This window comes from Meiothermus sp. (assembly GCF_026004115.1).
Taxonomy (GTDB): Bacteria; Deinococcota; Deinococci; order Deinococcales; family Thermaceae; genus Meiothermus.
On sequence record NZ_BPIM01000001.1, the window covers coordinates 726,137 to 750,030 of the forward strand.

At 60.7% G+C, this 23,894-nt stretch carries 31 protein-coding genes and 1 pseudogene; 9 read left to right on the plus strand and 23 right to left on the minus strand.

The window, feature by feature from the left end; translation table 11 throughout:
- Positions 1 to 103 precede the first annotated feature (103 nt).
- The 12 genes from Q0X23_RS03340 to Q0X23_RS03395 form a co-directional block, all read right to left on the minus strand.
- The gene (locus tag Q0X23_RS03340) at positions 104 to 1,297 is read right to left on the minus strand and encodes an amidohydrolase family protein (protein ID WP_297858980.1); all 1,194 of its coding nucleotides are present in this window, start codon (positions 1,295 to 1,297) and stop codon (positions 104 to 106) included.
- Entirely contained in the window at positions 1,294 to 2,070 is a 777-nt protein-coding gene (locus Q0X23_RS03345) for a creatininase family protein (protein ID WP_297858981.1), read from the minus strand. The genes Q0X23_RS03340 and Q0X23_RS03345 overlap by 4 nt, the downstream gene beginning before the upstream one ends.
- A gap of 52 nt (positions 2,071 to 2,122) precedes the next feature.
- The gene (locus Q0X23_RS03350) at positions 2,123 to 2,560 is read right to left on the minus strand and encodes a hypothetical protein (protein ID WP_297858982.1); all 438 of its coding nucleotides are present in this window, start codon (positions 2,558 to 2,560) and stop codon (positions 2,123 to 2,125) included.
- Positions 2,557 to 3,027, minus strand: a complete 471-nt coding sequence (locus tag Q0X23_RS03355) for a hypothetical protein (RefSeq protein WP_297858983.1) — start codon at positions 3,025 to 3,027, stop codon at positions 2,557 to 2,559. The genes Q0X23_RS03350 and Q0X23_RS03355 overlap by 4 nt, the downstream gene beginning before the upstream one ends.
- A 165-nt stretch (positions 3,028 to 3,192) precedes the next feature.
- Positions 3,193 to 4,149, minus strand: a complete 957-nt coding sequence (locus Q0X23_RS03360) for an ABC transporter substrate-binding protein (RefSeq protein WP_297858984.1) — start codon at positions 4,147 to 4,149, stop codon at positions 3,193 to 3,195.
- Between the two features lie 14 nt (positions 4,150 to 4,163).
- Entirely contained in the window at positions 4,164 to 4,937 is a 774-nt protein-coding gene (locus Q0X23_RS03365) for an ABC transporter permease (RefSeq protein ID WP_297858985.1), read from the minus strand.
- On the minus strand, positions 4,934 to 5,722 hold the full coding sequence (locus tag Q0X23_RS03370; protein ID WP_297858986.1) for an ABC transporter ATP-binding protein: 789 nt from the start codon (positions 5,720 to 5,722) through the stop codon (positions 4,934 to 4,936). Before Q0X23_RS03370 ends, Q0X23_RS03365 begins: the two co-directional genes overlap by 4 nt.
- A 496-nt stretch (positions 5,723 to 6,218) precedes the next feature.
- A complete protein-coding gene (locus Q0X23_RS03375; RefSeq protein ID WP_297858987.1) occupies positions 6,219 to 6,677 on the minus strand; it encodes an ATP-binding cassette domain-containing protein in 459 nt (152 codons plus the stop codon).
- On the minus strand, positions 6,611 to 6,856 hold the full coding sequence (locus tag Q0X23_RS03380; protein ID WP_297858988.1) for a hypothetical protein: 246 nt from the start codon (positions 6,854 to 6,856) through the stop codon (positions 6,611 to 6,613). The genes Q0X23_RS03375 and Q0X23_RS03380 overlap by 67 nt, the downstream gene beginning before the upstream one ends.
- Before the next feature lie 83 nt (positions 6,857 to 6,939).
- Positions 6,940 to 7,710: an ABC transporter permease gene (locus Q0X23_RS03385; protein WP_297858989.1), complete on the minus strand. Its 771-nt coding sequence runs from the start codon at positions 7,708 to 7,710 to the stop codon at positions 6,940 to 6,942.
- Positions 7,707 to 8,654 (minus strand): ABC transporter ATP-binding protein, encoded by a 948-nt coding sequence (locus Q0X23_RS03390; protein ID WP_297858990.1) that lies wholly within the window; start codon positions 8,652 to 8,654, stop codon positions 7,707 to 7,709. The genes Q0X23_RS03385 and Q0X23_RS03390 overlap by 4 nt, the downstream gene beginning before the upstream one ends.
- Before the next feature lie 8 nt (positions 8,655 to 8,662).
- Positions 8,663 to 9,640 (minus strand): hypothetical protein, encoded by a 978-nt coding sequence (locus tag Q0X23_RS03395; RefSeq protein WP_297858991.1) that lies wholly within the window; start codon positions 9,638 to 9,640, stop codon positions 8,663 to 8,665.
- 518 nt (positions 9,641 to 10,158) lie between these two features.
- Here Q0X23_RS03395 and Q0X23_RS03400 point away from each other — a divergent pair.
- Positions 10,159 to 10,299, plus strand: a complete 141-nt coding sequence (locus Q0X23_RS03400) for a hypothetical protein (protein WP_297858992.1) — start codon at positions 10,159 to 10,161, stop codon at positions 10,297 to 10,299.
- Here the strand turns inward: Q0X23_RS03400 and Q0X23_RS03405 are convergent.
- Positions 10,280 to 11,911 (minus strand): hypothetical protein, encoded by a 1,632-nt coding sequence (locus Q0X23_RS03405; RefSeq protein WP_297858993.1) that lies wholly within the window; start codon positions 11,909 to 11,911, stop codon positions 10,280 to 10,282. The genes Q0X23_RS03400 and Q0X23_RS03405 overlap by 20 nt on opposite strands.
- 157 nt (positions 11,912 to 12,068) lie before the next feature.
- Here Q0X23_RS03405 and Q0X23_RS03410 point away from each other — a divergent pair, with 157 nt between their 5' ends.
- The gene (locus Q0X23_RS03410) at positions 12,069 to 12,338 is read left to right on the plus strand and encodes an AbrB/MazE/SpoVT family DNA-binding domain-containing protein (protein ID WP_297858994.1); all 270 of its coding nucleotides are present in this window, start codon (positions 12,069 to 12,071) and stop codon (positions 12,336 to 12,338) included.
- On the plus strand, positions 12,335 to 12,733 hold the full coding sequence (locus Q0X23_RS03415) for a type II toxin-antitoxin system VapC family toxin (protein WP_297858995.1): 399 nt from the start codon (positions 12,335 to 12,337) through the stop codon (positions 12,731 to 12,733). The genes Q0X23_RS03410 and Q0X23_RS03415 overlap by 4 nt, the downstream gene beginning before the upstream one ends.
- Here the strand turns inward: Q0X23_RS03415 and Q0X23_RS03420 are convergent.
- Positions 12,730 to 13,185, minus strand: a pseudogene (locus tag Q0X23_RS03420) (ATP-binding protein); the annotation flags it as partial. The gene Q0X23_RS03415 and the pseudogene Q0X23_RS03420 sit on opposite strands and share 4 nt — an antisense overlap.
- Before the next feature lie 5 nt (positions 13,186 to 13,190).
- Here Q0X23_RS03420 and Q0X23_RS03425 point away from each other — a divergent pair.
- Positions 13,191 to 13,400 carry a hypothetical protein gene (locus tag Q0X23_RS03425; protein WP_297858996.1) on the plus strand — a complete coding sequence of 70 codons (210 nt, stop codon included), beginning with the start codon at positions 13,191 to 13,193 and terminating at the stop codon, positions 13,398 to 13,400.
- Here Q0X23_RS03425 and Q0X23_RS03430 read toward each other — a convergent pair.
- A complete protein-coding gene (locus tag Q0X23_RS03430; protein WP_297858997.1) occupies positions 13,387 to 13,797 on the minus strand; it encodes a PIN domain-containing protein in 411 nt (136 codons plus the stop codon). The genes Q0X23_RS03425 and Q0X23_RS03430 overlap by 14 nt on opposite strands.
- A complete protein-coding gene (locus tag Q0X23_RS03435; protein WP_013012885.1) occupies positions 13,797 to 14,003 on the minus strand; it encodes a type II toxin-antitoxin system VapB family antitoxin in 207 nt (68 codons plus the stop codon). The genes Q0X23_RS03430 and Q0X23_RS03435 overlap by 1 nt, the downstream gene beginning before the upstream one ends.
- 274 nt (positions 14,004 to 14,277) lie before the next feature.
- Between Q0X23_RS03435 and Q0X23_RS03440 the strand changes: the two genes are divergently transcribed.
- The 5 genes from Q0X23_RS03440 to Q0X23_RS03460 all read left to right on the plus strand — a co-directional run bounded on the left by Q0X23_RS03440 (position 14,278) and on the right by Q0X23_RS03460 (position 18,299).
- Positions 14,278 to 14,709, plus strand: a complete 432-nt coding sequence (locus Q0X23_RS03440) for a hypothetical protein (protein ID WP_297858998.1) — start codon at positions 14,278 to 14,280, stop codon at positions 14,707 to 14,709.
- 25 nt (positions 14,710 to 14,734) lie between these two features.
- A complete protein-coding gene (locus tag Q0X23_RS03445; RefSeq protein WP_297858999.1) occupies positions 14,735 to 15,349 on the plus strand; it encodes a hypothetical protein in 615 nt (204 codons plus the stop codon).
- Complete coding sequence (locus Q0X23_RS03450) at positions 15,346 to 15,873, plus strand: hypothetical protein (RefSeq protein ID WP_297859000.1); 528 nt, start codon at positions 15,346 to 15,348, stop codon at positions 15,871 to 15,873. The genes Q0X23_RS03445 and Q0X23_RS03450 overlap by 4 nt, the downstream gene beginning before the upstream one ends.
- Positions 15,874 to 16,083: 210 nt before the next feature.
- Complete coding sequence (locus Q0X23_RS03455; protein WP_297859001.1) at positions 16,084 to 16,833, plus strand: hypothetical protein; 750 nt, start codon at positions 16,084 to 16,086, stop codon at positions 16,831 to 16,833.
- A 26-nt stretch (positions 16,834 to 16,859) separates the two neighbouring features.
- Positions 16,860 to 18,299: a nitrilase-related carbon-nitrogen hydrolase gene (locus Q0X23_RS03460; RefSeq protein WP_297859002.1), complete on the plus strand. Its 1,440-nt coding sequence runs from the start codon at positions 16,860 to 16,862 to the stop codon at positions 18,297 to 18,299.
- A gap of 190 nt (positions 18,300 to 18,489) precedes the next feature.
- Here the strand turns inward: Q0X23_RS03460 and Q0X23_RS03465 are convergent, their stop codons facing one another.
- The 7 genes from Q0X23_RS03465 to Q0X23_RS03495 form a co-directional block, all read right to left on the minus strand.
- Entirely contained in the window at positions 18,490 to 18,591 is a 102-nt protein-coding gene (locus tag Q0X23_RS03465) for a hypothetical protein (protein WP_308446095.1), read from the minus strand.
- A 59-nt stretch (positions 18,592 to 18,650) separates the two neighbouring features.
- Positions 18,651 to 20,339: a helix-turn-helix domain-containing protein gene (locus Q0X23_RS03470; RefSeq protein ID WP_297859003.1), complete on the minus strand. Its 1,689-nt coding sequence runs from the start codon at positions 20,337 to 20,339 to the stop codon at positions 18,651 to 18,653.
- Between the two features lie 90 nt (positions 20,340 to 20,429).
- Positions 20,430 to 21,170: an ABC transporter permease gene (locus Q0X23_RS03475; RefSeq protein ID WP_297859004.1), complete on the minus strand. Its 741-nt coding sequence runs from the start codon at positions 21,168 to 21,170 to the stop codon at positions 20,430 to 20,432.
- Positions 21,121 to 22,053 carry an ABC transporter ATP-binding protein gene (locus Q0X23_RS03480; protein WP_297859005.1) on the minus strand — a complete coding sequence of 311 codons (933 nt, stop codon included), beginning with the start codon at positions 22,051 to 22,053 and terminating at the stop codon, positions 21,121 to 21,123. The genes Q0X23_RS03475 and Q0X23_RS03480 overlap by 50 nt, the downstream gene beginning before the upstream one ends.
- 1 nt (position 22,054) lies before the next feature.
- Positions 22,055 to 23,251: a SagB family peptide dehydrogenase gene (locus tag Q0X23_RS03485; protein WP_297859006.1), complete on the minus strand. Its 1,197-nt coding sequence runs from the start codon at positions 23,249 to 23,251 to the stop codon at positions 22,055 to 22,057.
- A 21-nt stretch (positions 23,252 to 23,272) separates the two neighbouring features.
- A complete protein-coding gene (locus Q0X23_RS03490; RefSeq protein ID WP_297859007.1) occupies positions 23,273 to 23,674 on the minus strand; it encodes an NHLP-related RiPP peptide in 402 nt (133 codons plus the stop codon).
- Between the two features lie 70 nt (positions 23,675 to 23,744).
- Positions 23,745 to 23,894, minus strand: a complete 150-nt coding sequence (locus tag Q0X23_RS03495) for an AAA family ATPase (RefSeq protein WP_297859008.1) — start codon at positions 23,892 to 23,894, stop codon at positions 23,745 to 23,747.

The following is a 23,894-nucleotide window of genomic DNA, read 5'->3' on the forward strand; positions in this document are numbered from 1 at the left end:
CTCATCAACTGCTCGGGTGAAGTAACCGGCCTGTTTACGGGTATGGGTTTGGCCGTGTCCGTGCGCAGGAGAGATCCCTCCCTCCGTTCGGGATGACAACGTTTTAGAGCCAAGACTGACCGACCTCCTGTTTATAGATGAGCCTTCCAGCCTTGTACACCCGCAGCCGGGGTGAAACCTGGGCCAGGGCTTCGTCGGCAGTCAGGGCGTCCAGAATCACCAGGTCGGCGGCGCAGCCCACCTCGAGCCCGTACCCTCGCAACCCCAGAATCTTCGCGGGTGCGCGGGTGATCATCTCGAGCGCCGCCACCCGCTCCTCCGGCATGGTCAGGTGCGCGGCGTGGACGGCCACGTTGGCCTGCCAGAGCAGGTCGTAGTTGCCCATCGGCTGGAAGGGGTCGCGCACGTTATCCGAGCCGAGGGCCACGTTGATTCCGGCCTGACGCAGCGCCTTGATCGGCATGAGTCCCCTGGCGGGCGGGTGTCCCTTGCCCTGCAGCACTAAATTCACGGCGGGCAGGCTGACCATGTGAATTCCGGCCTCGGCGACCTTTTCGATGACACGACTTTGCACCTCGAGCGTCTGGAAGGTGAGCGAACAGTTGTGATCGGAAGTCACTCGACCCTGCAAGCCTCGAGCCCGCACCATCTCGGCCAGGGTTTCTAGGTCCAGGTGCCGGGGATCTTCGTGCTCGTCCATGTGCAAATCCACCGGGCGGTCGTAACGCTCGGCCAGATCGAGGGCGGACTTCATGGAGGCCACGGGGTCGGGGGTGATGTGCGGGGCTCCACCCACCACGTCTATACCCATCTCCAGCGCCTGCTCCATCACCGCGTCTCCTTCAGGAGTTCCGGGCATCCCCAGCGCCACAAACTCGAGGTCAATCCTCCCGGCGAACTCGGCTCGCAGCTCGAGCATCCCTTCCAGCACCTCGAGGCCCTTGGGCGAGTCCATGTCGAGGTGGCTGCGCAGGCAGGTGGTTCCCCTCGAGATCGCCTGCCAGATTCCGGCTCGAGCCCTGGTTTTGTAGTCTTCCTTGGCCCGTTTTGTCTTGCTTTCGCGCCAGCGCTCGATGGCCTCGAGGAGCGTACCCGATTGGTTCTCAAGACCGTCTACCCCCAGCGACAGGGTTTTGTCGAGATGACAGTGCGACTCCACGAAGCCGGGAAACACCGCCCTCCCCCCGAAGTCCTCGCCTTTATCCTGCGCTGACCCTACGAAGACAATTTTTCCCTTATCCACAAGGATATCCACCGGCTCGCCCCGGCCCCACAACCGCAGGTTTTTGAGGATCAAGACAGACCCCCAGGGTGGGCAACGTCGAAGTAAGCCACTTCAGCGATCAAATCCGCCAGCTTTTGCGCCGCCGAATCCATCCAGGCTTTGCCTTGTTCGGCGCTCGCTACGGTCGGGTCACCGAAGTGGCCCTCGGGGCTCCAGTCCCTCGTGAGCCAGCCCACCTGCGGCAGTATGGTGAGGTTGAGCGTTTCCGATTTGAAGTTGGGGTAGTGCGGCTCTGCCCGATCCAAGTGCACCAGGTCGGGTCGCCGGTGCAGCAGCAGCGCGGTCTCGACGGTTCCGGCGTGGATGCCAAAGCGTTGCTCCGGCGTGGGCAGGCTCGACCGGGCCGCCGAGTGATCGGGCTGGGTCACGAAACACAGCAGGCCGTACTCCGTCCGTAGGTCACGGGCCATCACCTGTAACAGGGCCAGGTTCCCGCCGTGGGCGTTGAACAAAAGCAGCCGCTTGAACCCGGCCCCGGCCACAGAAGCCGCGATGTCGCGCACTACTGCCATCAGCGTCGCGGCGGAGAGGGCAATCGTGCCGGGATAGCCGATGTGCTCGTTGCTTTTGCCGTAGGAGAGCACCGGCAAATACCAGGCCGGAACCCCGTCGGGGAGGCGGGCGAAGGCGGCCCGGACGGTATCCTCGGCCAGCAGAGCATCGGTCAGCAGGGGCAGGTGCGGTCCGTGCTGCTCTATGGCCCCGATGGGCAAAACCACCACGCCAGGGTCTTTGGGCAGGGCCTTTAGTTCCTTCCAGGTGTGTTCGGCGAAAGCACGTTTCATAGCCAACCTTAGCGTTTAGCCTTAGCCAAAATGCCTAGCGTATTGCCTCCTCTCACAACAGACGAATTGCCATCAGGGAAATCACGAACACCCCGAACAGGCTGCGGTGGGCCGCGACCAGGTTGGGGTCGGTAAGCCAGGCCATAAAGAACTGGTTGGCGAGGATAAAGCCGCCCCACAGCAGGATGCACCAACCGAAGGCGGCGGTGGCGACCTCGAGGCTCCCCGTCACGAAGGCCCACCACAACAGCCCCGAAGCCACGGCCTCCCAGACGATCACCCCACCAAAGAGCAGCGCCACCAGCCAGACCGGGGGGTGATAGATACCGGTGGTGCGGAGCATCAGCGTCCAGTTGGAGGAGGTCTTCCAGTTTTGCGGCACCAGCCCCAGGGCTTTGAAGGCTTCTAGGATGTTCATCAAGGTGACCATGCTGAGCCAGACAGCCCACACAAGCACGATGCCCTGTTTGATCTCCGGGATCCCGATCATGGCAGCAGGTGAACCGTCAGCAGCGAGACCAGAAACACGCCGAACAGGCTGCGGTGGGTGGCGGCGATGCTGTAGCCACCCTGCCCCTCGACCACGAAGGTCAGAAAGACCTCGTTCATCAGGATGAACGCCCCCCACATCGCCAGTGCAACGGCGAAAGCCAGATTGGCGGCAGGCAGAAAGGCTTCCTGGGCCGGGCTCATCAGACCCGCCCGCCACAAGAGCATCGCAGCTATGGCCTCCCAGGCGATGGCCCCGGCAAACAAGAGCCAGACCACCGACCGGGGGGTGTCGTAGATACGGGTAACCTGGAAAAGGGTCTCGAGGTTGTGCGAGTGCACCCGCCACCCCACGGGCAACAGCCGGGCTCCCTTCAGGGCGTCTAGTCCGTTCAGGATCACCACCGTCGAGAGCCACAGCGCCCACAACAATACGATCCCCTGTTTGATTAAGTGGGTGGATTCCATAGAGGGTAGTGGTGCATCTAATGCAAGGGGATGCGCCGGATAAGCATGAGAGACGTTTCTCGGCTACGTTTGCGACGCGGTTCCGGATAATAGTACTCCTCGAGTCTAAGCTGCTAGCGTAGCCGGGCGAGCAGAGGTAGTTTACCCTCCCCTACTGCCGTCTCCCTAGCGCGGTTTGGGCACGAACTGGTTGGTAAAGACTTTGCTCAGGTCAATCTCGCTCTTGAGCAGCTCGAGGTCTTTGAGCTGGTTGTAGAGGGTTTTCCAGCGCTCCGGGCTCATGTAGCCGATGCCGTTTTGCACCGCGTCGCCGCGCTGCACCAGGGGTTTTTGCTGCTCCGCCTGCCATACGATCCACTCCGGGGTCTGGCTCTGGTTGACCTCCTGGATGGCCGGGACGTAGCGCTGGGGATTGCCCATATAGCGATACCAGCCCAGCTGTGAGGCTTCCACGAAGGCTTTTACCGCCGCCGGGTTGTCGCGCAAAAACTGCTCGGTGGTAACGATCAGGTTCATGTAGGGGTTGAACCCCGAGTCGGCGATGAGCAAAGTGCCGGGGTTGGCTCCTTGCTGGCGGGCCGAGAACGGCTCGGAGATGACAAAGCACTGGGTAACCCGGCTTTTGTCGCGCAGCCAGTCGGCCAACTGCCCGTTATAGTTCACTACCTGCACCTTGCCGGAGAGGTTGTACTTCTTCTCGATAAAACGCCAGTACGCCGCCCCCGGCGAGACCGCCACCGTGCGCCCGGCCAGGTCTTCAAACCGGCGCACCGGGTTTTCGGTGTGGAACATAAAACCCTGGGGGTTGGTCTGGAAGGGCGCGAAAATCGCCACCACCGGGATTCCCTGGTCGCGGGCGAACATCACCGCCGCCGCGTCGGTCATGGCGAGCTGCACCCGTCCTGCCGCCAGCAAGGAGATCGAGGAAATGTTGGGGCCGCCCGGCTGAATGGTCAGGTCAATGCCCTTCTGCTTGTACAGCCCGTCTGCCAAAGCCGCGTAAAACCCGCCCTGCGAGGGCTGGGGGAACCAGTTGAGCACCATGCTCACCTTGGGCAGTTCCCGACCCTGCCCCAACGCCAACCCCAGGATCACCCAGATTGCCATCAACACTCTCTTCATAGTTCTCCTTCCCCTCATTCTCGAGCCGACTCGTGCCAGCTTTGCAAAAAGTAGTTGCTGAGGCTGCTCACCACCGCGAAAAACACGATCCCCACCAACGCCGAGCAGATCGTCGCGGCGAAGAGGGTGGGCATCTGCAAACGGCTGGCCGCGTCCACCAGAACGAACCCCAAGCCCCCCCGGTTACCTCCGGCCCCTGCGAAATACTCGCCCACGATGGCCCCGATCACCGCCAGCCCGCTGGCGATCCGCAATCCGGTAAAGAAGAAGGGCAACGAATACGGCAGCCGCAGCTTGAAGAGCGACTGGGCCGGGGTCGCGCCGTAGAGGGTGAAGAGCTGTTTGAGCGAGGCGTCGGTGGAGCGAAGCCCGGTGGTGGTGTTGGCGATCACCGGGAACACCGCGATCAGGATACCGATGGCGATGATCGAGGGCAGACCGATGCCAAACCAGATGATGATGATCGGTGCGACCGCGATCACCGGGATGGTCTGGAGCACCACCGTGTAGGGGAAAAAAGCTTTGTAGAGAAAGGGGATGTTCGAGAGGAGCAAGGCCACCACCGCCCCGATCAGGGCCGCCAGCAAAAAGGCGAACACCGCCGCCCGCAGAGTGATGAGGGTCGCGGTGGAAAGGATGGCCCAGTTCTCCTGAAAGGCCGCCACCACGTGGGCTGGGGCTGGAACCAGATAAGGCGGCGGCCCGAAAACCATCACCCCGATCTGCCACAGGGCGATCAGCGCCAGCAGGGCCGAGGCGGGCCAGGCTAGGTTCTTGAGCGTGCTCATGCCTTCACCGCCGGGGGCAGGGCCTCGTACCCCTCGAGCGCCCGCAACACCCCGTAAACCAGCTTGCCGTAGGTCTCGGAGGCGCGGAAGGAGGAGTCGCGTGGGTAGGGTACGGGAACCTCGATGGTCTCCGCGATCCGGCCAGGGTGTGGGGTCATCACCGCGATCCGCTGTGAGAGATAGACCGCCTCGAACATGTTGTGAGTGACAAAAACCACGGTGGCCCCGGTGGACTGTTTGAGCGAGAGCAGTTCGTCGTTGAGCCGCTGTCGGGTCATCTCGTCGAGCGCCCCGAAGGGTTCGTCCATCAGTATGATTTTGGGGCGTGTGATAAGGGCTCGAGCAATCGAGACCCGCATCTTCATCCCACCCGATAAAGTACGTGGAAAAGCACCGGCCCTTGGCCCCAAACCCACCAAGTCCAACACCTCTTTGGCCCGCTCGGTGCGCTCCTTGATGCCCACACCGCGCAGCTCAAGCGGCAAGGCCACGTTGTGCAGCACCGTGCGCCAGGGCAGCAGCGTCGGCTCCTGAAAGACAAAGGACATGTCCGAACGCGCCTGGGCCGATTCGGGAGCATAACCCTCGACCTGCACCCTCCCGGCGGTGATGTCCTCGAGACCCGCCAGCATCCGCAACAGCGTACTCTTGCCACAACCCGAAGGCCCTACCAGCGAGACGAACTCCCCGGGGCGCACCTCGAGGTTCACCCCCTCCAGGGCCAGGGTGCCGTCGGGGTAGCGCTTATACACGTCTGAAACCGAAATCAAAGGCCTGCTATCCACTACAAACCTCCAAGCGCAGAGGTGTCGGAGTAAAGGTTGGCACACCGTATCGGGCACGCGGAACCTGGGACACACCTACGGTTGCTCTGTTTATGGAGAGAGCCTCGTGGCTCATGGGGGCAAGTATAAGTATGCAGTGCCTGAGTGTCAATGGTCTCGAGTTCCCATAGTTTGGCAAGCGCTATAACTGGTATCTTCTGCACAACTATCGGTAACGTCCCGACAGTCAGTTCAATGTATAAATATAACTCAAGCTGCTACCCAACCAAATAGAGCAGGCCGGGAAAAACCAACCGCTGCATACCCCTGAGCCATCTAAAAGCGGTTCGCACAAATACTCAATACAGCGGGGTTTGCTGGGCCAAGTACATTACGCCTCACCGTAGGAGGCGTAATGACGGCAAACGTGAACCAACCCTCAAACTTAGACATCTTTCCCCTGCCTCCCGTGCGATGTCCTGAGTCTTTTGTCCCAGCGCCTCCACCATCACCTCCTTTAGTTCTCCTGGGCTTTTGGCACTGGCAAGCCCCGCAGCACCCCAGCGTAGACCAGCACCTCCGCGACGGTGTAGTTGCGCAAGATGGGGGCCCGCTGGCCATAAAAGCTGACGTAGCGCGGCACTGCCCCAGGGTAGCGCACCACGTCCTGGCCCAGCAGCTCGATCTGCCCGGAGGTGGGCCTCAGGAGCCCGGTGATCTGGCGCACCAGGGTGGTCTTCCCGGCCCCATTGGGCCCGAAAACCCCCAGGATCTCCCCTGGCGGATGTCGAGGGAGATCGCGTCGTTGGCCAGCACTCCTCGCGCCCCGTAGCGTTTGGTGAGCTTGCGGATGACGTAGAGGTTCACAAGCTACCCTCCTGCTCCAAGACCGGCTGGGCCTTGGTGAAGCTAAGAAGCTAAATATATAGAACACGCTGGCGAACCACTGCACCTCGAGGCCACCCGCACCGCCCATACGCCAGCCAGCGAGGCCACCGACCCGGTGGCGGTGAAAACCACCACACTCAGGGCCAGTACCGTGAACTGACTGCCCAGGCTCGAGAAAGCGGTGGCCCAGAGCAGCCGGACGTACAGGGAATGCTCCAGCGCAGGGTAGTGTCGGTTTAACCAGGCACGGATGGGATTTGCTCTCAAGTTAGACCCCCGATTCGCTAAAAGGCTCTCTAACCGCAATACCGGCATATTTCCAACGGATGTAGAGGTCTATGGTCGCCCTTTCAGTACGTTCCCAACGAACCCTGTTGTCGAGCCCTCCGGATGGCGCGTTGAAAGAGCCCGATCCCTAGCGCCAGATAGGCCAGGGCATTGACCCCGGCGAGGAGAAGAAGCTCCCAGCCAGGATCTTGCCCTTGACCGAGCATAATTCGTAGCGCAGAAGCCGAAGGCACCAGCGGCAGGAGGGAGCCCAGAGCATTCCAAGGCAAGGTCAGCGCCTCAAAACGTACCAAGAAAAGACCCAATAAAACGTATTGTAGGACGCCCAGGAGTTGCCCTACCCGCTTGTAAACCAGGGCCAGCCCCCCCAACATAAGCCCCAGGCCCAGTGCACTGAAGGCCAGGGTAGCCAAGGGGAGAAGGGCCAAAGGTTGGAGATCCAGCCTTGCTCCAGAGGTAGCGAGAATAGATAGAAAAACCGGGATGTTCAACAAGCCAATATAGAGGATGGATAGGGCCGCACGAACCAGCACCAACCCCAACAGACCGGGGCGGGTGAGGGCCAGTTGCTCCATAAGACCCGTCAATGCCTCCTCCGAAATGGTAGAGGCCGAAGTAGAGAGCAGGGAAAAGGCTAGGGTCCAGGCCAGGAGGCTGATCACCATAGCCTCCAGTCGCTCACCGAAGAGGGCCGAGCCGGCCAGGTAGCGCACCCCTATGAAGAAGAGGGCAAAGCCCACCGCCGCACCCATCACACCCCCAATGAGCTCCAGAGGATAACGGATAATGGATCTCAAAAAGCGCCAGAACTCAATTTGGACAACCCGAATCAAGGTCTCTTCCTTTCCCCTAGCATGCGCCAGAAAAGCCCCTCGAGGGAGAGGCTCTCCCGCTCCACCCGCTCGAGGGGTAGAGGATCCAAGATTCTGAGCACTTCCCACAGGACTTCCTCGCCCACCACCCGAACCGCTGCCCCCTCCACTTCCGCTCCACAGGCCCATAGTTTGGCAAGACGCGGATCCCCCTCTTCCAGGGGAGTCTGCAGCTCCAATCGGTAGGGATCGCCTGGAGAGCCTTGCAGCACCGCTTGTTTTTTCCCCTCCAGGGCCAACACCCCATCGAGAAGGATAGCCACCCGGTCGGCCAAGGCTTCGGCCAAGTCCATCTGGTGGGTAGTGAGGAGAATGGACTTGCCGTCATTCTTCAGCTGTAGGATCCATGTACTGATGGCTTCCTGGGCTTCAAGGTCTACCCCCAAGGTGGGCTCGTCCAGGAAAAGGATGGGGGGGTCGTGCACCAGCGCTACGACCAGGGCTGCCCTTTGTTGCTGTCCCCTGGAGAGGGTGCCCACAATTTGATTGGCCTTATCCAGAAGACCCACGGCCTCCAAGAACTCCAGTCCACGCTGCCGAGCCTGCTTGGGACTGAGTCCGCGTAGTACGCCAAAATAGACGAGATTCTCCAGGATGCTCAAGCGCCAGTAGAGGTTGCGGTTGCCCTCCAGCACCGCACCCAACCAGGTTCGTCGCTCTACCTGCGGTAGGCTTATCTGCCCACCATCCGGCTCTACCAGGCCAGCTAGTATCTTGACCAGGGTCGTCTTACCCGCGCCGTTGGGGCCCAAAAGGGTCAGGATCTCCCCCTGGAAGAGCTTTAGACTGATCCCCTTCAATGCCTCTTGCCAGCCCTTTCCCTTGGGATAGCGCTTGTGCAATTGATGGGCCTCCAGGACTGGGGCCGGGCTGGTGGAGTTGGCGCTCTTCATGCTTGGGTTCATGGTCGGCTCTAGAATATTCGGGCTTCCATGCCGGGGCATATGAAGTCAATGTGAGCGCCGGTGACCCCATCGCCAACGGCAAAATGGATACCACGCGCCCCCTCATTGAGCACCGAATTGACGCTCCAGTTGAGGTTGGAAGCCTCTAGACCCGGGTTATGGCTGATGGCCATTTCCACTAGCATGAGCTCGAGCCGAGGGTTCGAGAGCTCCCTTATTTCATCTGCGAAGTCTGCCCCGTCCACTGAACGCACCTCCTTCAGTTGTGAATTTTCTATAGTGACCCTCAGCGGGACTCTCCTTTGCTTGACCAGGCCGCCTAACAGCTGCCATGCCCTAATAGGCAGTGAAGTCAGTTGAGCAGGCATTATTCTGTGATGAGCAACCGCTACCCCTGGAACTATAGCTTCGCCGTTAACAATGTATCCCGGGTGGAAAAGATCCTCGTTATCTGGAATCATAGCGATTTCAAAGAACATGCCTACTGCCTCCCACTCGCCTGGCAGTAAGCCTGCCTGAACGCGAGGGAGCATAAGATCTAGCCTCTCCTTCAGGACGATTTCTAGTTCGCCGTAGGCCCCCTTAAATTCGATGCGTTGAACATCACCCTTCTTTAGCAAGGAGATCCACTTCTCATTTTCCTTGGTAGCTTTAGTGAAGTCCGAGGAAGCAAGCAGCTCTACCGTATAGATGGCCGCCTCCAAAGAGGGGTCAAAAGCGACAAGGGGAATAATCAAAACCCGGCTGCCTTTGAAGTAGCGCTCGAGTTGAAAAAATGAGAATCCATCCGCTGTTGTAGGCAAAAGAATTACATTTTTGTGCAGTTTCTTAGAGAGGTTTGATATCTCTTTCAACAAGGAAGATGCGATGCCTTGAGCTGTGAACCAATTAACCAAATCGAGATAATCCGTCACAAAAAGGGGCTTGGATTTTCCAAAAACAGGTGCCAAGGATAGTTCTAGCCTGTACTTCAAATCGCTCCCCATAATAACCCCCTAGAAATGCAGCCCCAGCTCAACCCTGGTAGCTTGGTCTCCTAAGCTAAAGGACTTGGTACCCTTGACTGGAACCGGCTAGATCCCCGCCGCACATGGGCAGGTTACTGAAGGGATTTGTTCAGGGTTGTTGAGTTCTTTAGGAATCCAAGTGTATGCAACAGTATAACCGAAAAATCCAACGAAGGGCTTGTCAGCGCTGCTCCCTCCAAGGTTACACAGTGGGTTAGCAATAAGCACTGTAGCCTTCTTGTGGCGACCTTCCGACACAAAATTAAGCAACCTTGGTGCTTTTGACCTAAGCTGTACGGTTTTCTCCACTCAGACCACCTCTCTGAGAAACCTTAAATCTGAGTTGGGGCTGCATTCCCAAATTTGTTGTAGCACCCCCCACGTAACCAAACCCCCTCTCAGAATGGTTACGTTCTTAACTCATTTTGGTTACCTTCCCTCTCATATTGGTTACCTTTTGACGGTTTTTGTCACCTTGCCCTTGCTAGGGTGAGGGTATGCGCAGGGTGAGATGGTTTTTGTTGTCGCTGATTCTGCTGGCTTTGGGTTGGAAGGAATTGGGCTACGCCTGCACCCTCCCCGACTGTGTTCCACCGGGGGCGGTGCGCTCGGGGGGGCCTAGCGGTACTGGGCGCTGAGCCTCTTGACCCAGGATCGGGCCGCGGTGTAGCGGGGGTCTTGCGGGGGCAGGCGATGTAGGAGGGCCTCCCAGAGGGTGAGGTCGTCCGGGATTTGCTGGGCCAGGCAGTAGAGCAGCTCGAGGTCGGGCTGTTGCAGCACGGCTTCTTTGAGCTGCTCTTCGATGCGGTGGCGCAGGAGCTCGATGCCCGGGGCCTGGCTTCTGGGCAGGAGGGGGCCCTGGTAGAGGGCCAGGGCTTGGTAAAGCTGGTTTCGTTCCAGGGCTTCTTGCAGTTGTAGAAAGTCGGCCTCGATGGGGCTAAGGAGCCGGTAGGGGCGGCTCTGGACTTCCAGGCCCTGCTGGCGCAGGCGGCAGAGCTCGCTCCGGAGGGCCTGGGGGTTGGGTGTGGGGTAGAGCTCTTGGGCCAGCTTCTCCCCTTCGATCCCCTCAGGATGAGCCAGCAGCAGAGTGAGGAGTTCTATGCTGCGGGGCCTCAGGTTGGGGAAGCCCTGGAGCTGGGCTTTTCCCAGGGTTTGCAGGTAGGGGGTGGCTTGGGTAAGCGGGGGAAGTTCCGCTGGCAGGAAGAGGGCTCTAGCCTCGGGGCGGAGGGCGTGGGCCATGCGGCGGTAGGGCTCGGGGAGGGGCTCACTGTTGAGTGCGCAGAGGTGGGCCACCGCCCGCAGCGCCTCCTCGGCCCACTCGGCTTCCAGGGTGGGCAGGCAGTCTTCCAAAAGAGGGCGGGCCTCGGGCTGAGGGTAGCGGTACAGTCCTTCGGCCAGCAGCAGCAGGGCCTGGGGCAGGGCTTGGTTAGAAGGTTGAGCTTTAGTCGCCCGCAGCAGGCGGGCAAGCTGCGGGTCTGCCGGGGGAGTCGGGCGTGAGGAGGACGGGAAGCGGTCTTTGAACAGCAGCACCCAGAGGGGCAGGTCGTAGGGCAGCAGGTGGGGGCTATGGTAGCTACTTAGATAAGTTTGCAAGAGTTCCGGATTGACCTGCCCCTGCATCCGCTGCAGCAGCAAGGCCAGCCACAGGGCGTAGTAGCGCACCGGGGGGGCCTCGTGGGCCAGCAAGGGGGGCAGGGATTCCTCGAGCGCAGCGAGGGGCTCCTCTCCGGCATAAGCCAGCAGGGTCAGCTCCTCCAGGCGGTAGTGGGGCTGCTCGGGGGCCTGCAGAGCGGCCAGGCTGGCGTAGGAAAGGGCTTCCCCCCACCGCCCCAGCCGCCTGAGGGTGCGGGCCAGGGCATGGGCCAGGCGGGCCTGCTCTCCGGCTGGGGCGCCCTGGGCTTGGAGCTGGTGAAAGGCTTCCTGCAGGGCCAGCAGGCCATCGGCGGGCGGGAGCGAGAGGCCCAGGTGGTAGAGGGTCAGGGGGGTCTGGGCCGCCTGGGCCGCGGCCAGGGCCAGGCGGCGGTAGGCGGCGTGGTCGCCCTGCCGGAAGGCGGCGAAGCCCAGGAGGGCCAGGCGTTCGGCGCTTTCTGTCTCCTCCCGCGGCTGCCAGGCCTCCAGCAGGGCTGCGGCCTCGGCAGGCTTTCCCAAGGACAGCAGGGCCAGCGCCACCGCTTTAGCATCCCCCTGCTGCTGGGCCAGCGCGAGGGCCTCCGCGTAGCGGCCCCGCCGGTAAAGGGCCAGGGCGTCCATGGGGGGAGTATAGCAAGCCGTGCCCCTCCCCACTTGAGGCTCGGGAACGAATGCCAAACTTTCGCCGGGTGCGGTTGTGGAGAGAACAGGAACAACCAGGTCTGCAAGGATCCGTATCGGCAATGTGGAGCATTCTAAAATGTGGTACGATTCAATTATGAAACACCCCGTGGTGCAACAAGCCGTACAGCTAGGGGTCAAAGGGCGTCTGGTACTACCGGCTGGGGTGCGCCGGGTTTTGCGGCTGCGGGAGGGGGATCGCCTGCTGCTGCGGCTGCGGGACGATGGGGTAATCGAGTTGGTCAAGGCGGAGGAAGTTGTACTGGGGAGCAAGGGTCTGTTGCAGCGTCTCTATCCGGCCCTGAAGGGGAAAACACTGGCTCAAGAACTGATCCAGGAACGGCGCAGGGAGGCCCTGCAGGAATGAGCGTGGTGCTGGATGCCTCGGCCTTGCTAGCCTACCTCAACCAGGAGGCGGGGGCTGAGGAAGTCGCTCGGCAGATGGTTGGGGGCGGTTTTATTAGCGCCGTGAATCTGGCCGAAGTCTACAGCAAGGTGGCCGAGTGGGGCCAGGACGTGCACCTGCTGGAGCAGGCCCTGGTGCGGCAGGGTTTGCTGGGGGGTGTATTGGAGGTGGTGCCCTTCGGCCCTGAAGACGTCCAGCTTGTAGCAACGCTGCGACCCTTGACCAAGGCCCAGGGGCTATCCCTGGGAGATCGGGTCTGTCTGGCGTTGGCTATGCGACTGAAATTGCCAGCCATCACCACCGACAGCGCCTGGAACAACCTGGAAGCAGGGGTTGAGGTGCGGGTGGTGCGTTAGGGCAGGCTCCGCCTATAGGTCAGCGCCTCGGCCAGGTGGGCTTCCTGGATGGGTTCTGAGTTCGAGAGGTCGGCGATGGTGCGGGCTGTCCGCAGGATGCGGTCGTAGCTGCGGGCGGTGAGGGCTAAGCGTTTAGTAGCCGCTTGCAAGAGGGCCTCACTGGAGGGGGAAAGCACCGTGTGCTGCCGTAGCGCTCTACCGAAGAGTTCGCTGTTGGGCTTTCCCTGGCGGGCCTTCATCTTTTCCCGAGCCAGGCGCACCCGTTCCCGCACTGCGGCGGTGGACTCCCCTTCCGGGGCGCGGGCGAGTTCGGCGGGGGTGAGGCGGGGGACTTCCACCACCAGGTCGAAGCGGTCGAGCAAGGGGCCGGAGATGCGGTTCACGTACCGGGTGCGCTGGGTAGGGGTGCAGCTGCAGGGTCTTTCCGGGTCGCCGTGCCAGCCGCAGGGGCAGGCGTGTGCAGGGCAATCGGGGGATTCCCGTTCAGGTGGGGTACGTTCTTCCCCGCAAGAAGCCGGGGCCGGTGGGCAAGATAGAGCTACGAGCTTTGTTGGTAGACGAGCACCGCCGGACAGGAGCCGGTGCCCGCAGCCTGGCTCGGAAGTATGGGGTGAGCAGCGGGACGGCCTGGAGGTGGGTGAGTGGGAAAAGGGCTAAGCGCTTTTGAGGTTGTGTTCCTGCAGGGGGCTATGGCCCGCGATGGTCGCAAAGTGGGCATCGCCAAAGTGCCACAGTTCACAGCCATGCACCAAGGCCGCTCCGGCGATCAGCAAGTCCACCGTAGGTACCCGCTGGCCGGAACGGGCCAGTTCGTAGGCCAGCTGGCCAGCCACCCCCGCCTCTTCGCTTCCCAAGGGTAGCCAGAGCAGGGCCTGCAGGTCAGCGGCGAGAAGACCGTAGTCTTTCTCGCTCTTTGCGCCGGACAGAAGTTCCACGGCAATCGGCGCTAGGACCGCGATCTCATGTACCTCCAAGGCGTTACCCAGGGCTTGCTTGACCTGGCGGGCACCCATGGGGTGATAAAACTCAATCCAGGCCGATGTATCTACCAAGATGCGGGCCACTAGCGGGACTCCCGCAGCGCGCGCAGGGTTTCCTGGGTGAGCTCGAGCTCCACCCGCCCGGCGTGGGCCCGGATGCCCCGGCGGCGCTGCTGGCGCACCAGCTCCTGCAAGGCCCGCTCGATGGCTTCCCGTTTGGTGCGCACCCCCAGCACCCGGCGGGCCTCTTCCAGCAGGGCTTCGTCAATTTCGATGGTCATGCGGGGCATGGTGTTTCGAGTATACACGCCCTCGCGTGCATTTAAGTGTGCTTCTAAGTCAGATGTAACAGTCAAGACCCCAACCACCCCGTGACCCGCTTATGGGCGGGCATCTACAGTAGGCTGGATGGCAGAGTCATGGCCGGGGTCAACGTCCTGGGGATTAACCTAAGTGGAGACATCATCTCCTAGGGCGCAATTGTCCCCGAAACCCCCCTGCTGCCCGAGTTTTCCAGGTGCTGGCGTGGAGTTGGGCTCACCCCTTGCCCCTGAAGGAGGCGACATGAGAGCTGCGACCTTGATATTGCTGACCCTTAGCCTGAGTGCCTGTAGCCTGCTCTACCCGGTGTATCCCATTGAGGCTAAGGTGGTAGAAGGCACTTACTCCCGCTCCATCTTGGAGAGTGACGGCTACTGGGTGGTCACCAAACATTTCGATAGCGATATCTTCTATTTCACCCTGCGCAAGACCGACACCGCTGATCCTGCTCTGGACAACCAGTGGTTCTGGCTCACCGCTGAGTCCTCGGGGTATGACGTTAGCCTCTATCCACAGCAAGTGCAGCTAGGCCAGATGGTGTCGCTTAGGGTCCGTAACAAGCCCGGTCAGCCACCCCCTCCCGCAGATCGGCGGATCGTGGGGGTCTTGGTGAGTTGGCAAGAAAAAACCCGATCCATACGCTTCGTGGTGAACGACCTCAGCGCGAGAAGGTAAGGTCGGCATGTTTAGGAGGAGAACGGTGAAAGCAGTGGGTTTGGCGGTGTTGGCGGGCTTGGCCTTGTTGGTGGCCGGTTGTGGCACGCAAAAGGCCACGGACTCGGTGGGCAAACGGGTGATGACGGCCTCGGATTCCCTCGACTATTTCAACGTCAAAGACGTTGGAGAGGTAAAACCACTTCCTAAGGGCAAGCTTTACCTGACGGCACAGGACATCCGCGCCAGGGGCGATCTCAGCACCCAGTCGCTCCAAGTCCTCTCGACCAACCCGAACGAGGGATATATCGAGGTCGGAGACTGGTGCATACCGAGCGGTGTGTACCAAGGTTTGCAGGAGACCACCCCGTACAACGTGAGCGTGGAGGCGATGAACGTGCTCGAGGGGTCGGAGCTCCAGTTCCTGTTCAACGCCACCCCCGACGAGATGCGATCGGAGCTGGAAAAGGTCGGGTTGAGCGTGCGCGACGTGCGTGAGCTATCGGTGGACGGCGAGTTGAGCATTGACGACTTGAGAACGCTCGCGAGTATGGCCGACCAAAGAAGCGCGCCTGCAAGGCTGGCTGTGATGAGCGGCCGTAGCTTCCGCACCATTCTCGAGAGCCGGATCGCTGCGCGTCAGGGGAGGAATGTACGATGAGCTGGAAAATCCTTTACCCGCTGTTGTGCGGTTTGGTCTTGGCCTCGAGCCTGAGCCTGGTTTTGGCAAAACCCTCCCCCGGCCGCTCGACAAGCGACCCCTTTACCGTGCAGGGAGCTTCTCGCGCGTCGGATCCCAAAGCGGACTGCGTGGCCCAGATGGGCAGGGGATCAGCCACCGCTCGCAACACCGCCACCACCTCCAGCAACCGCCCCGTCGCCAACCTGTACTACCCCAGGTATCTCGCGGCCAAGGCGGTGCTGGTTTTCACAACCTTCGCAGGCGGTAGGCAACTCGTGGCTCAGTCGGACTATAAAGAGAGCTACAGCGGGAACATGGGTGCGCTCACTGCCGACACAACGTACACCTACAACTGCGCGGACTATGCCAACCTTTACTCCGGTATTCTCGGATACGGCTTCCACAAAGCCCTTCCTGCGAACGACGACCCGACCCCCAACGGAGGCCGCACCGTCGTCTACTCGGATAACAACGGCGGTCAATACTCCTGGCAACCCTGGTAAGCAGGCATGGGCTGAGGCAGGGAATTTCCGCCTTGGCCCGTCGCTTTGACTGGGCTAAAGCACGCAGGGAGAACCGTGAGGAAAGCTTTACTGCCGCTAATAGCTCTCACCATACTGATCGCTCTGGGCCTTAGGTTTCTCGCCGTTGCCCCCCTTTCCGCTCAGCGGGCCGGGTGTTTTTCGGCGAACGAAGCTGGTTTCACTAACGGCGTGGCGCTCAGTCCTGCAGGGGACCGCTCCAGCCTCGACCTACGCCTCGCACTGACCAAAGCTCCGGTACCGACGATGAATTTTGACGCCTTCGTGTTCGTGAACGGGCGCTTGCAGCACATCGAGTCCAACATCGCTGTGGCCTGCGACCGGCCCGTCACACGCTCGGTGCCCTTACGCATCAGCCTACGGGATTCGGTGTCGGTGGTGTTCACCCGGCACATCGCGGACAAAACCGGTTCGGCCAGTGAGCTGGTACGTAAAGGGGATTTGTCCCAGCTTGAGCCAAGGCTTCTTTCCGACGCGGTCACGGTCGCTAACGGGGAGGGACTCGGCGAGTGGGCCAGCCCCGCCGACAGCACACCCGCACGCCCTGACAGGCCCACCCTCAGCCACATCTCAGCGGTAGGGGCAGCGATCAACACCTTCGGGGGGATCATCCGCATCAGTACCGAAAGGCAGCCGGTCGAGGTGCTGATCTACAACGACACCGCCAGGGCCACGACGTACCATCTCGTCTGCTTGCATAACGACACACAGCTCGCCTTCGTGGGCGGTCAGTCTCTCATCACACTGCGGCTGCCAGCAAACCAATACGCAACCGTCAGGGCAATGCTCGAGGTGCCCGCCGAGGGTGAACTGGGCCTAGTCCACTGCTACTCGCTCTACTCCTACGGAGCTTCCGCCAAGCAGCCGGTAGAAGTGACCCCGATCTGGCCCGCCTTCACACTTCGTGGGGCGATACGGTGAATGGCACCAGCCTGCTTAGGCCGTTTATGAGGGTTAAGCTCACCATAGAGGCTCCGCTGCCCCTGGCCTTGTCCGCTGGTCTTGGTGGCCTGAGCTACCTCAGCGTCACCGGGCCACTGCCTGCTTGGGTTTCGCCGTTGGCCCTCCTGGCTGTCTTCGCCTTGGCCCACCGACAAGCCTCATGGCAGAACCGGGGCCTGGTTATGGCTAGCTACCTTTTCAGCATCAATCTGCTCGTTACCCGCTCCCTATTCGGCCTGTACAGCATAGAACCAGCGGCCATCGCCACGTTATACGCGCTGGTCATTCTATATATAACGATGCTTTCCGCCGTTGCCACCGCCACCTTCCCCAGTACGCTCACCCCGTCGCGTATCCTGCTGTTTGCATCTTCGATGAGCTTATTCGACCGAGTGTGCTCCGACCCCGACCTGCTGCACAACCGCGCGGTTCCGTTCTCACATGGTTACTACCTCTTCTCTCCCGCGTTGTCTGGGCTTTACGCGCAACTAGGGATGTACGGGGCGAGCTTTGTAATCTATGCCGCCCTACTGCTGGGCCTGTGGGCCTTTTACCGCCACCGGGCTACCGGCGTGGCGGTGTTCGCTATCGGGGTAGCCCTCGCCATCGTGCTGAGCAACGCGTTACCGCAGCCGCGGCTTGAGGGCTACCTCGAGGTCAACTTGGTGCAGCCAGGCATCGTTGGGGACGGCAAGCATTTTGTCACACGCAGTGAGGACTACTTGCGCCGCGAACTCTCCCCGCAACTCAGGGGTGGGGCGCTAAATGTGTTGCCTGAGAGCAGCCTGTTCAACTATGACTTCGACACCGACCGCCTAGGGCTGCTCGCCCACGACAACTTGCTTATTGGGGGTACGATCCGCAGCCAGTCCTTGGTTTACAACTCCGTCGTTCTGTTACAAAAAGGGCGGGTTACCGCCCGCTATAACAAGATCTTTCTGGTGCCGGTAGAGGAGGACGCCCGGCTTCAGGCGGGCAATGAGCGGCAAACCAACACCCTCCGCTTTGGTGATGTGATTCTGGGCGTGGGTATTTGCTACGAGTCTTCCTTTGAGCGGATCGGCCTGAAAGCCGTCCATAATGGAGCACAAGCCCTGCTGTTTCTTTCCAACACCCAAAGCCTTTCAGCCACCGCTCTACAACTCAGGAGTGTGCAGGTTCGTTCGGCAGAGACCGGGAGAGTCGCGCTGTTTGTCGGGATGGCGGGGAACACCTCGATGATAGATGCTAAAGGAAAAGTAGTGTGGCGAATGCCCTGGGCTAGCTCCGAACGCCGGGCAATATCCGTCCCGCTCTACTCCGGCCTCACCAACGCGGCGCACTTTTCAGCCCAATTGAGCTACATTTTGGTGGCAGTCACGTGCGCTACTTTGGTGAGCCTTCTGTGGAAAGGGCTGCACAGAAAAGCCGAGAGGGATCATCAAGGCAGGCGCGACTTTCTTTAAAACTCAAAACTTGCATTACCCGAATATCCCGCATAAACACGCGCCACCTGCTCCTCCTAAGGCACGAAGTTCCTACGAGAGCCTGCGCAAAGAAGTTCGGGGAAAGGAGGCCGAACCGCAGACCGCGCCGCAATAGCACGCCATACTGCTCCTATTCTAGTGAGGCAGGGATGCTCGTTTCATACGATCCTCACCCCAGACTCCGCCTATAGGTCAACGCCTCCGCCAGGTGGGCTTCCTGGATGTGTTCTGAGCTCGAGAGGTCGGCGATGGTGCGGGCCGTCCGCAGGATGGGGGTCGGTGTGTAAGTAGCCTGGCACCGAGCGCAAAGTCCACTTTAGAGAGCAGAAGTTACTCAGCAGACCAAAAGCGCTTCAAACGTGTTTGCAACAGGACTCGCCGCGGATCATCAGGGTGTAGTTGGTTCAAGAGGGCTTCCCAAAATTCTGGGTCTTCCTCCTGCATTGCCAGCTCGAAAGCTGGCTGGATCGCGCTCTGAGAAAGCAGCGTTTTCTTCAGTAGCAACGAGAGCTCCTCACGAGCTTCTATCACGATTGGGGCCTCCGAGCCGGGCAAGAGCGGCCCGCCATACAGTGCCAGTGCGCCCTCTAGGTTACCTTGTAAGAGCCGCTCTCGCAGCGTGACAAAATCGGCCCAGACCCGGCCTGAAAGCCGGTAGGGACGGCTCACCAGGGGGAGCTGCTGCCGCAGTCGCCGAACCTCGGCTTTCGCTACTTCGGGCCTACTCCCCTCTCCCCAGACCCGGAGGGCCAACTGCTCTGCGCTCAGACCGGCGGGGTTGAGGACTAGGGCCACCAGAATCTCCCGATGCCGTAGGGTGAGCTGGAGCGGAGCACCCTCGAGCCAGACGGTCTCACCACCCAGAAAGTGCAACCGGAGCTTTGGGGCCGGCTCGAGCAAGGCCAAAACCTCTTGAAAAAAAGCCGCCGGACCGGCCAGAAAGGCTCGCCCCTCTGCGCTCAAACCTTCGAGAGCCCACAACGCCTCAGCCAGGGTTGTGCGGGCTTTGGCTTCCAAGCCCAGGCTGAGATAGGCCTTGGCTAGGTACAGGGCCGTCATAGCCGCACGGGGCGCGCTAGGTCGCCGCAGGAAACGCCCCAGAAGCTCTGCTAGGGGCTCCACGGCCTCCGAAGGGTTCAGCAGAGAAAACGGCAGCAGGTAGGCTAGCTCACCCCAGTCACCAAACGTGTCCAGGGTTTCCGCCCCCAGCACCTTGGCCTCGAGGCCCAGCACCAGGGCCTCTTCCAGCCTGCCCAGCCCCAAAAGCGCCCGCACCTCGCGGGCCAGGATGGGCAGCCGACGGGCCCGGATGGGAGGCAGTTGATCGTCCACAGTTGCGTAAGCCTCGAGGGCCGCCTCGGCCTGCCCCAGGGCCAGCAAAAAGTCCCCCTGCGCCAGCAGGGCGTCTGGATGCTTTATTTCCAGCGGCGGAAGCACCTCCAGCCGTCCCCCTAAAATCTGGGCGTAGCCCCACGCCATGTGCAAAGTGTTGCGCAGGGATGGATGCTTTAGCCCAATGGATTCGGCAACCCGCAGGCCCCAAGCCGCCCAGACCTCAGCCTGGGCATAAGCACCCAGGGTCACCTCGAGCAGCGCAAGAGCCGCTGCCGCCTGTACCGCCCGCTGCGGCTGGCCCGCGGCTTCGGCCTGCCGTAAGGCCTCGCGTAGCCAACGCCCCGCCTCGTGCGGGCTGCGCAAAACGGCCGCTGTAGCCAGGGTGTAAGCGGTTAGGAAGCACGGGCTTTGCTGATAGGCTTGCTGGGCCAATTCTAGGGCCTGGGAAAGCTGGCCGCGCTGCCAGGCGATCCGGCTCAAGAGCGCCTGTACTTCTGGGTGCTGACTGTGGGTTAGGTCGGGGAACTGTAAAAAGAGCGCGTTTTCCTGCCCGAGCTCGAGGGCAAACTCGAGGGCATAGCGCAAAAGCAGCGGGTCGGAAACGGGGGTCTGGCAAAGCCGCTCCAAGCACCAGGCCAGCCCCTCCTGGTGCTGGCCTGCGCCCCAGGCAGCTTCCAGATCCATGGAAGCATCTTATGAAAGGCACAAGCCCAATGGGTGAGTCAGGGCACCCCGACGAACGAGGGCGTAGAAGGGACAACCACAAGCCGCCGCTCACAACGGCCGGGACAGCCGTCGGGCCGCCACAGCGGCCCCCAACGCTGCCCAGCAAAGAAGAATAAACAACGGGTGCAGCAGCATACCATCCCCTTTGAGGGCAGTCTGGATCAGGAGGGCCAGGTTTTGTAGCGGCAGCAGCGGGGTAAGGGCCGCCGCCCACTCCGGAAGCATCCCGCGCTGGGCTGCCGCCGAGAGCAAAAACAGGGGAAAGAGGGTGGCGTTGACCAGATACGAGGCTGCATTCGCGGTGCGGACTAGGCTGCCCACCACCAGTCCCCAACTCCCGAGCGCCGCAAAGCCCAGCACCAGGCCGGGCAGCAACCCGGCGAGGCCGGACAGACTAAGGGGCAGGCCCAACCAAAAGGCCCCCAGCCCCAGGGTAAGTCCGAGCGCAAACGTCCCCAGCAGCGCACAAGCCCCTACCCTGGCCGCGATGTGTACGACCATAGGTAGGGGCGTGCTCCGGAGCCGCTTAAGTAGGCCGACCTCCCGCGCCGAGGCAACGCCCATCGCCAGACCCGCGTATGCCGCCATGGCCAACGCCAGTGCAGCCACAAAGGCTGTTGCCAAAAGGATATCCTGCCAGGACTGCCTACTCCAGAAGAATAGCACCAGCGACGGGAAAGCGAAGGTGAAAAAGGTGGCGGCCCGGTCTCTGAGGTAAAGGCGAATCTGCCATCCGGTTTCATTGGCCAGCAAGCGAAGGGGTGCTGGCGTTCGGGTGGTGATGGTCATGCGATGCTCCTTTCAACAGGGCCAGATACGCTTCCTCCAGGGTGGGACTTTGTATGCTCACGTCCTCCAGTCCCACCCCGCTCTTGCGCAAGGCTAGGAGGTCTTCGTCCGGCTGCAAGCTCGGAAGGGTGATCCGATCCCCCTCGACCCTCGCCCGCACGGCCAAAGCAGGAGGCAGCGCGGCGTCAGCCCGCCGGAAGCTGATCCGATGAGGAAGGCCAGCCTGGGCGATCATTGTCTGGGGGGGGCCGTCGAAGATAAGCTCTCCTTCTCGCAGCAGCAGCACCCGCCGACCCAGCCGTCCAGCCTCCTCCAGGTTGTGGGTGGTCAGCATAAAGGTCACCCCGCTCCCCGCTAGCTCTTCGATAAGGTCCCAGATGCGCAGCCGGGCTTCCGGGTCAAGATTGGCGGTGGGTTCGTCCAGGAAGATCAGGCGGGGTCTGCCTACCAGGGCTACGGCGAGCTCGAGCCGCCTGCGCTCGCCCCCGCTCAGGTTGCGCACCCAGCGATCCCGCCGATCCGCGAGGCCCAGCTTTTCCAAAAGCTCCGAGGTTGGAAGGGGGTTGGGGTAATAGCTGCCGAAGAGCTCGAGGCTCTCCCGGACGGTCAGCTCCGGATAAAGTCCTGCTTTGTCCTGGAAGACAAATCCCATCTGCCTCCGCACGTTGAGCGGCAGGTGCGGGACATCGGCCCCCAGAACCCTGGCCCGGCCCGCAGTGGGCCGCAGAAAACCACCCAGAACATCTAGAGTAGTGGTTTTGCCCGATCCGTTCGGCCCCAGTACCACCACCCGCTCAGCCGCCTCCACCGTAAAGCTGATACCTTTCAGCGCTGGGATGGAGCCGTACTGTTTGCGCAAGTCGGAGACCTCGATGATGCCCACTTCAGAACCTCCGAGAAACAAACGGGCTGAACTCCAGAGCTGCCTGGGGGTGCTTGACACCGACAGCAAACATCGCCATCACCCCCTGCTGTGCACCGTCCAGGCATAGATCGGATTCGATATCGGCAGCATTGACTGCTGCTGCGAAGAAACAACCCAGATCAAGCTTTGTCGAAAGCAGGTACAGCGTCTGGCCAAGATGGCCTATGTCCATAGCCATAACCATGTAGGTTCGCTCGTTGCGCCTATACTTCCAGTGGTTGCGGTAAAACCGGGACGCCATGATGATCAGCGCACCCGCGTGCAACACGTAGGGCTGACCCGCTGCGTAGTGAACGGCCCTTTCTGCAGCCTCCCTCTCGATAAAGGTAGTCAGAACCTCCAGGCTATGATCCTGAGGAAGATAGTGGTAGAGCCCCGGCCTTAGGTTCTCCACCTTGCGCACCAACAGGTAAGCCTCCGTCGGGTGCAGACCGCCACCCGACGGGCTGGTCTTGTGAATAGCGGTGTACACAGACTTGGCGGTACCCAATGGTGCAAAGGCATAGTACAGCAACACCGAGAGATCGTTCAGGGTAAGGGCCGATTCAGGGTTAAAGTACCGGGTGGACGCTCTTGATAGCAGTGTGTCGAAAAGGTCTGAGTTTGTTGGCCGTTCAGGCGGATTGAGTGGAATCTGGCTCAAAGCAAGAGGGTGGTTCCAGTAGGGAGATGGGGGAGGCTCGAGTTTCTCCCAAGATTTTGCTCCCTCGGCTAGCTTTTGAAGGGCAAAGCCGTAAGGATTAGCTTCCTCCGCATTTATCGGTGGAAAAAGAGAGACTCCTTTCCACTTAGAAAGAAAGTGATAGACAGCGCTCCTACAATGCCAAAGTTCGGAATCTAGAATTTCTTCCCTTCGGCGATATGCGCTGGCCCAGTTTTCGCCGAGATCAGTGATCAAAATTCTGGACTTACTCCACGCCATTACGCGCTCGGGCTTTTTCAGGCTAGACGCCTCAACCCAGGAGCGAGAAGGAATGTTCTGAAGCTCAGTGAACTCATCTGAGCAAAGCAAAGATTCTGCCTCGGCAATAGCCGAGGCAGCAAGCACCATGGATTGGTTTCTCAGTGCGATCCTGCCCTGAAGTAGCTCGCTGAAATCTGGCATGGTGCCATCAGTAAGAAAAAAGGCAACATACTTGGATCGCTTTACGTTCATCGCCTCACCACTAGATGAGACTCAATTCAAGGGCTCTTGAGTTCCGTTGGTCTTTGCACTCAAGAAAGCAAAAACCCAAGCAGCCCAAGCTCCCCAGCCTTGTAGTTCCATACCATCGCCGGTATGCTCCAAGGCGAAGTCAAACTGCTCGAGTACTTGACGCACCTCCTCCTTCGGCGGAAGGTTTATATGCTTGGTATCCGGGATCACCGGAGTGCTATTTCCCAGCACACCCAGGTACTTCAGAGCCAACTCGGGATTCTGCTGCAATGAATCCCTAAAATTATCATCGTCGGCAAGAAGCCCCAAAAACTCACGAACGCTGTTCACCTTTTGAGCACCCGTACCCACCATCTCGATCACCTCCGTTTTTCCTAAACCTAGCCAGCCTGAGGTAGCAAGCAGGTAGCGAATGGAGCCCATTCCGATTCAGCCCCCGTACAGCCAGGAATCGCCTCGCGCACTGGTAAAAGCTAGGTTATAGGGTAGTGCATTAGAGCAAAGCCCTCCGATATGTCAGCGCCTCGGCCAGGTTGTGGCTGGTGAGCACCACCGTCACCCCCTGGTTGCGCAGCTCCTCCAGGAACTGCCACAGCCGCTGGCGGTTGGCCGGGTCGAGTTCGTTGGTGGGTTCGTCCAACAC

Excerpts from the sequence above, each read along its gene's own strand:
- Q0X23_RS03345 (WP_297858981.1), bottom strand. The coding sequence starts at position 2,070 with ATGAAACGTGCTTTCGCCGAACACACCTGGAAGGAACTAAAGGCCCTG.
- Q0X23_RS03350 (WP_297858982.1), bottom strand. The coding sequence starts at position 2,560 with ATGATCGGGATCCCGGAGATCAAACAGGGCATCGTGCTTGTGTGGGCT.
- Q0X23_RS03355 (WP_297858983.1), bottom strand. The coding sequence starts at position 3,027 with ATGGAATCCACCCACTTAATCAAACAGGGGATCGTATTGTTGTGGGCG.
- Q0X23_RS03360 (WP_297858984.1), bottom strand. The coding sequence starts at position 4,149 with ATGAAGAGAGTGTTGATGGCAATCTGGGTGATCCTGGGGTTGGCGTTG.
- Q0X23_RS03365 (WP_297858985.1), bottom strand. The coding sequence starts at position 4,937 with ATGAGCACGCTCAAGAACCTAGCCTGGCCCGCCTCGGCCCTGCTGGCG.
- Q0X23_RS03375 (WP_297858987.1), bottom strand. The coding sequence starts at position 6,677 with ATGGGCGGTGCGGGTGGCCTCGAGGTGCAGTGGTTCGCCAGCGTGTTC.
- Q0X23_RS03390 (WP_297858990.1), bottom strand. The coding sequence starts at position 8,654 with ATGAACCCAAGCATGAAGAGCGCCAACTCCACCAGCCCGGCCCCAGTC.
- Q0X23_RS03395 (WP_297858991.1), bottom strand. The coding sequence starts at position 9,640 with ATGGGGAGCGATTTGAAGTACAGGCTAGAACTATCCTTGGCACCTGTT.
- Q0X23_RS03400 (WP_297858992.1), top strand. The coding sequence starts at position 10,159 with ATGCGCAGGGTGAGATGGTTTTTGTTGTCGCTGATTCTGCTGGCTTTG.
- Q0X23_RS03405 (WP_297858993.1), bottom strand. The coding sequence starts at position 11,911 with ATGGACGCCCTGGCCCTTTACCGGCGGGGCCGCTACGCGGAGGCCCTC.
- Q0X23_RS03410 (WP_297858994.1), top strand. The coding sequence starts at position 12,069 with ATGAAACACCCCGTGGTGCAACAAGCCGTACAGCTAGGGGTCAAAGGG.
- Q0X23_RS03415 (WP_297858995.1), top strand. The coding sequence starts at position 12,335 with ATGAGCGTGGTGCTGGATGCCTCGGCCTTGCTAGCCTACCTCAACCAG.
- Q0X23_RS03435 (WP_013012885.1), bottom strand. The coding sequence starts at position 14,003 with ATGCCCCGCATGACCATCGAAATTGACGAAGCCCTGCTGGAAGAGGCC.
- Q0X23_RS03440 (WP_297858998.1), top strand. The coding sequence starts at position 14,278 with ATGAGAGCTGCGACCTTGATATTGCTGACCCTTAGCCTGAGTGCCTGT.
- Q0X23_RS03450 (WP_297859000.1), top strand. The coding sequence starts at position 15,346 with ATGAGCTGGAAAATCCTTTACCCGCTGTTGTGCGGTTTGGTCTTGGCC.
- Q0X23_RS03460 (WP_297859002.1), top strand. The coding sequence starts at position 16,860 with ATGAGGGTTAAGCTCACCATAGAGGCTCCGCTGCCCCTGGCCTTGTCC.
- Q0X23_RS03470 (WP_297859003.1), bottom strand. The coding sequence starts at position 20,339 with ATGGATCTGGAAGCTGCCTGGGGCGCAGGCCAGCACCAGGAGGGGCTG.
- Q0X23_RS03475 (WP_297859004.1), bottom strand. The coding sequence starts at position 21,170 with ATGACCATCACCACCCGAACGCCAGCACCCCTTCGCTTGCTGGCCAAT.
- Q0X23_RS03485 (WP_297859006.1), bottom strand. The coding sequence starts at position 23,251 with ATGAACGTAAAGCGATCCAAGTATGTTGCCTTTTTTCTTACTGATGGC.
- Q0X23_RS03490 (WP_297859007.1), bottom strand. The coding sequence starts at position 23,674 with ATGGGCTCCATTCGCTACCTGCTTGCTACCTCAGGCTGGCTAGGTTTA.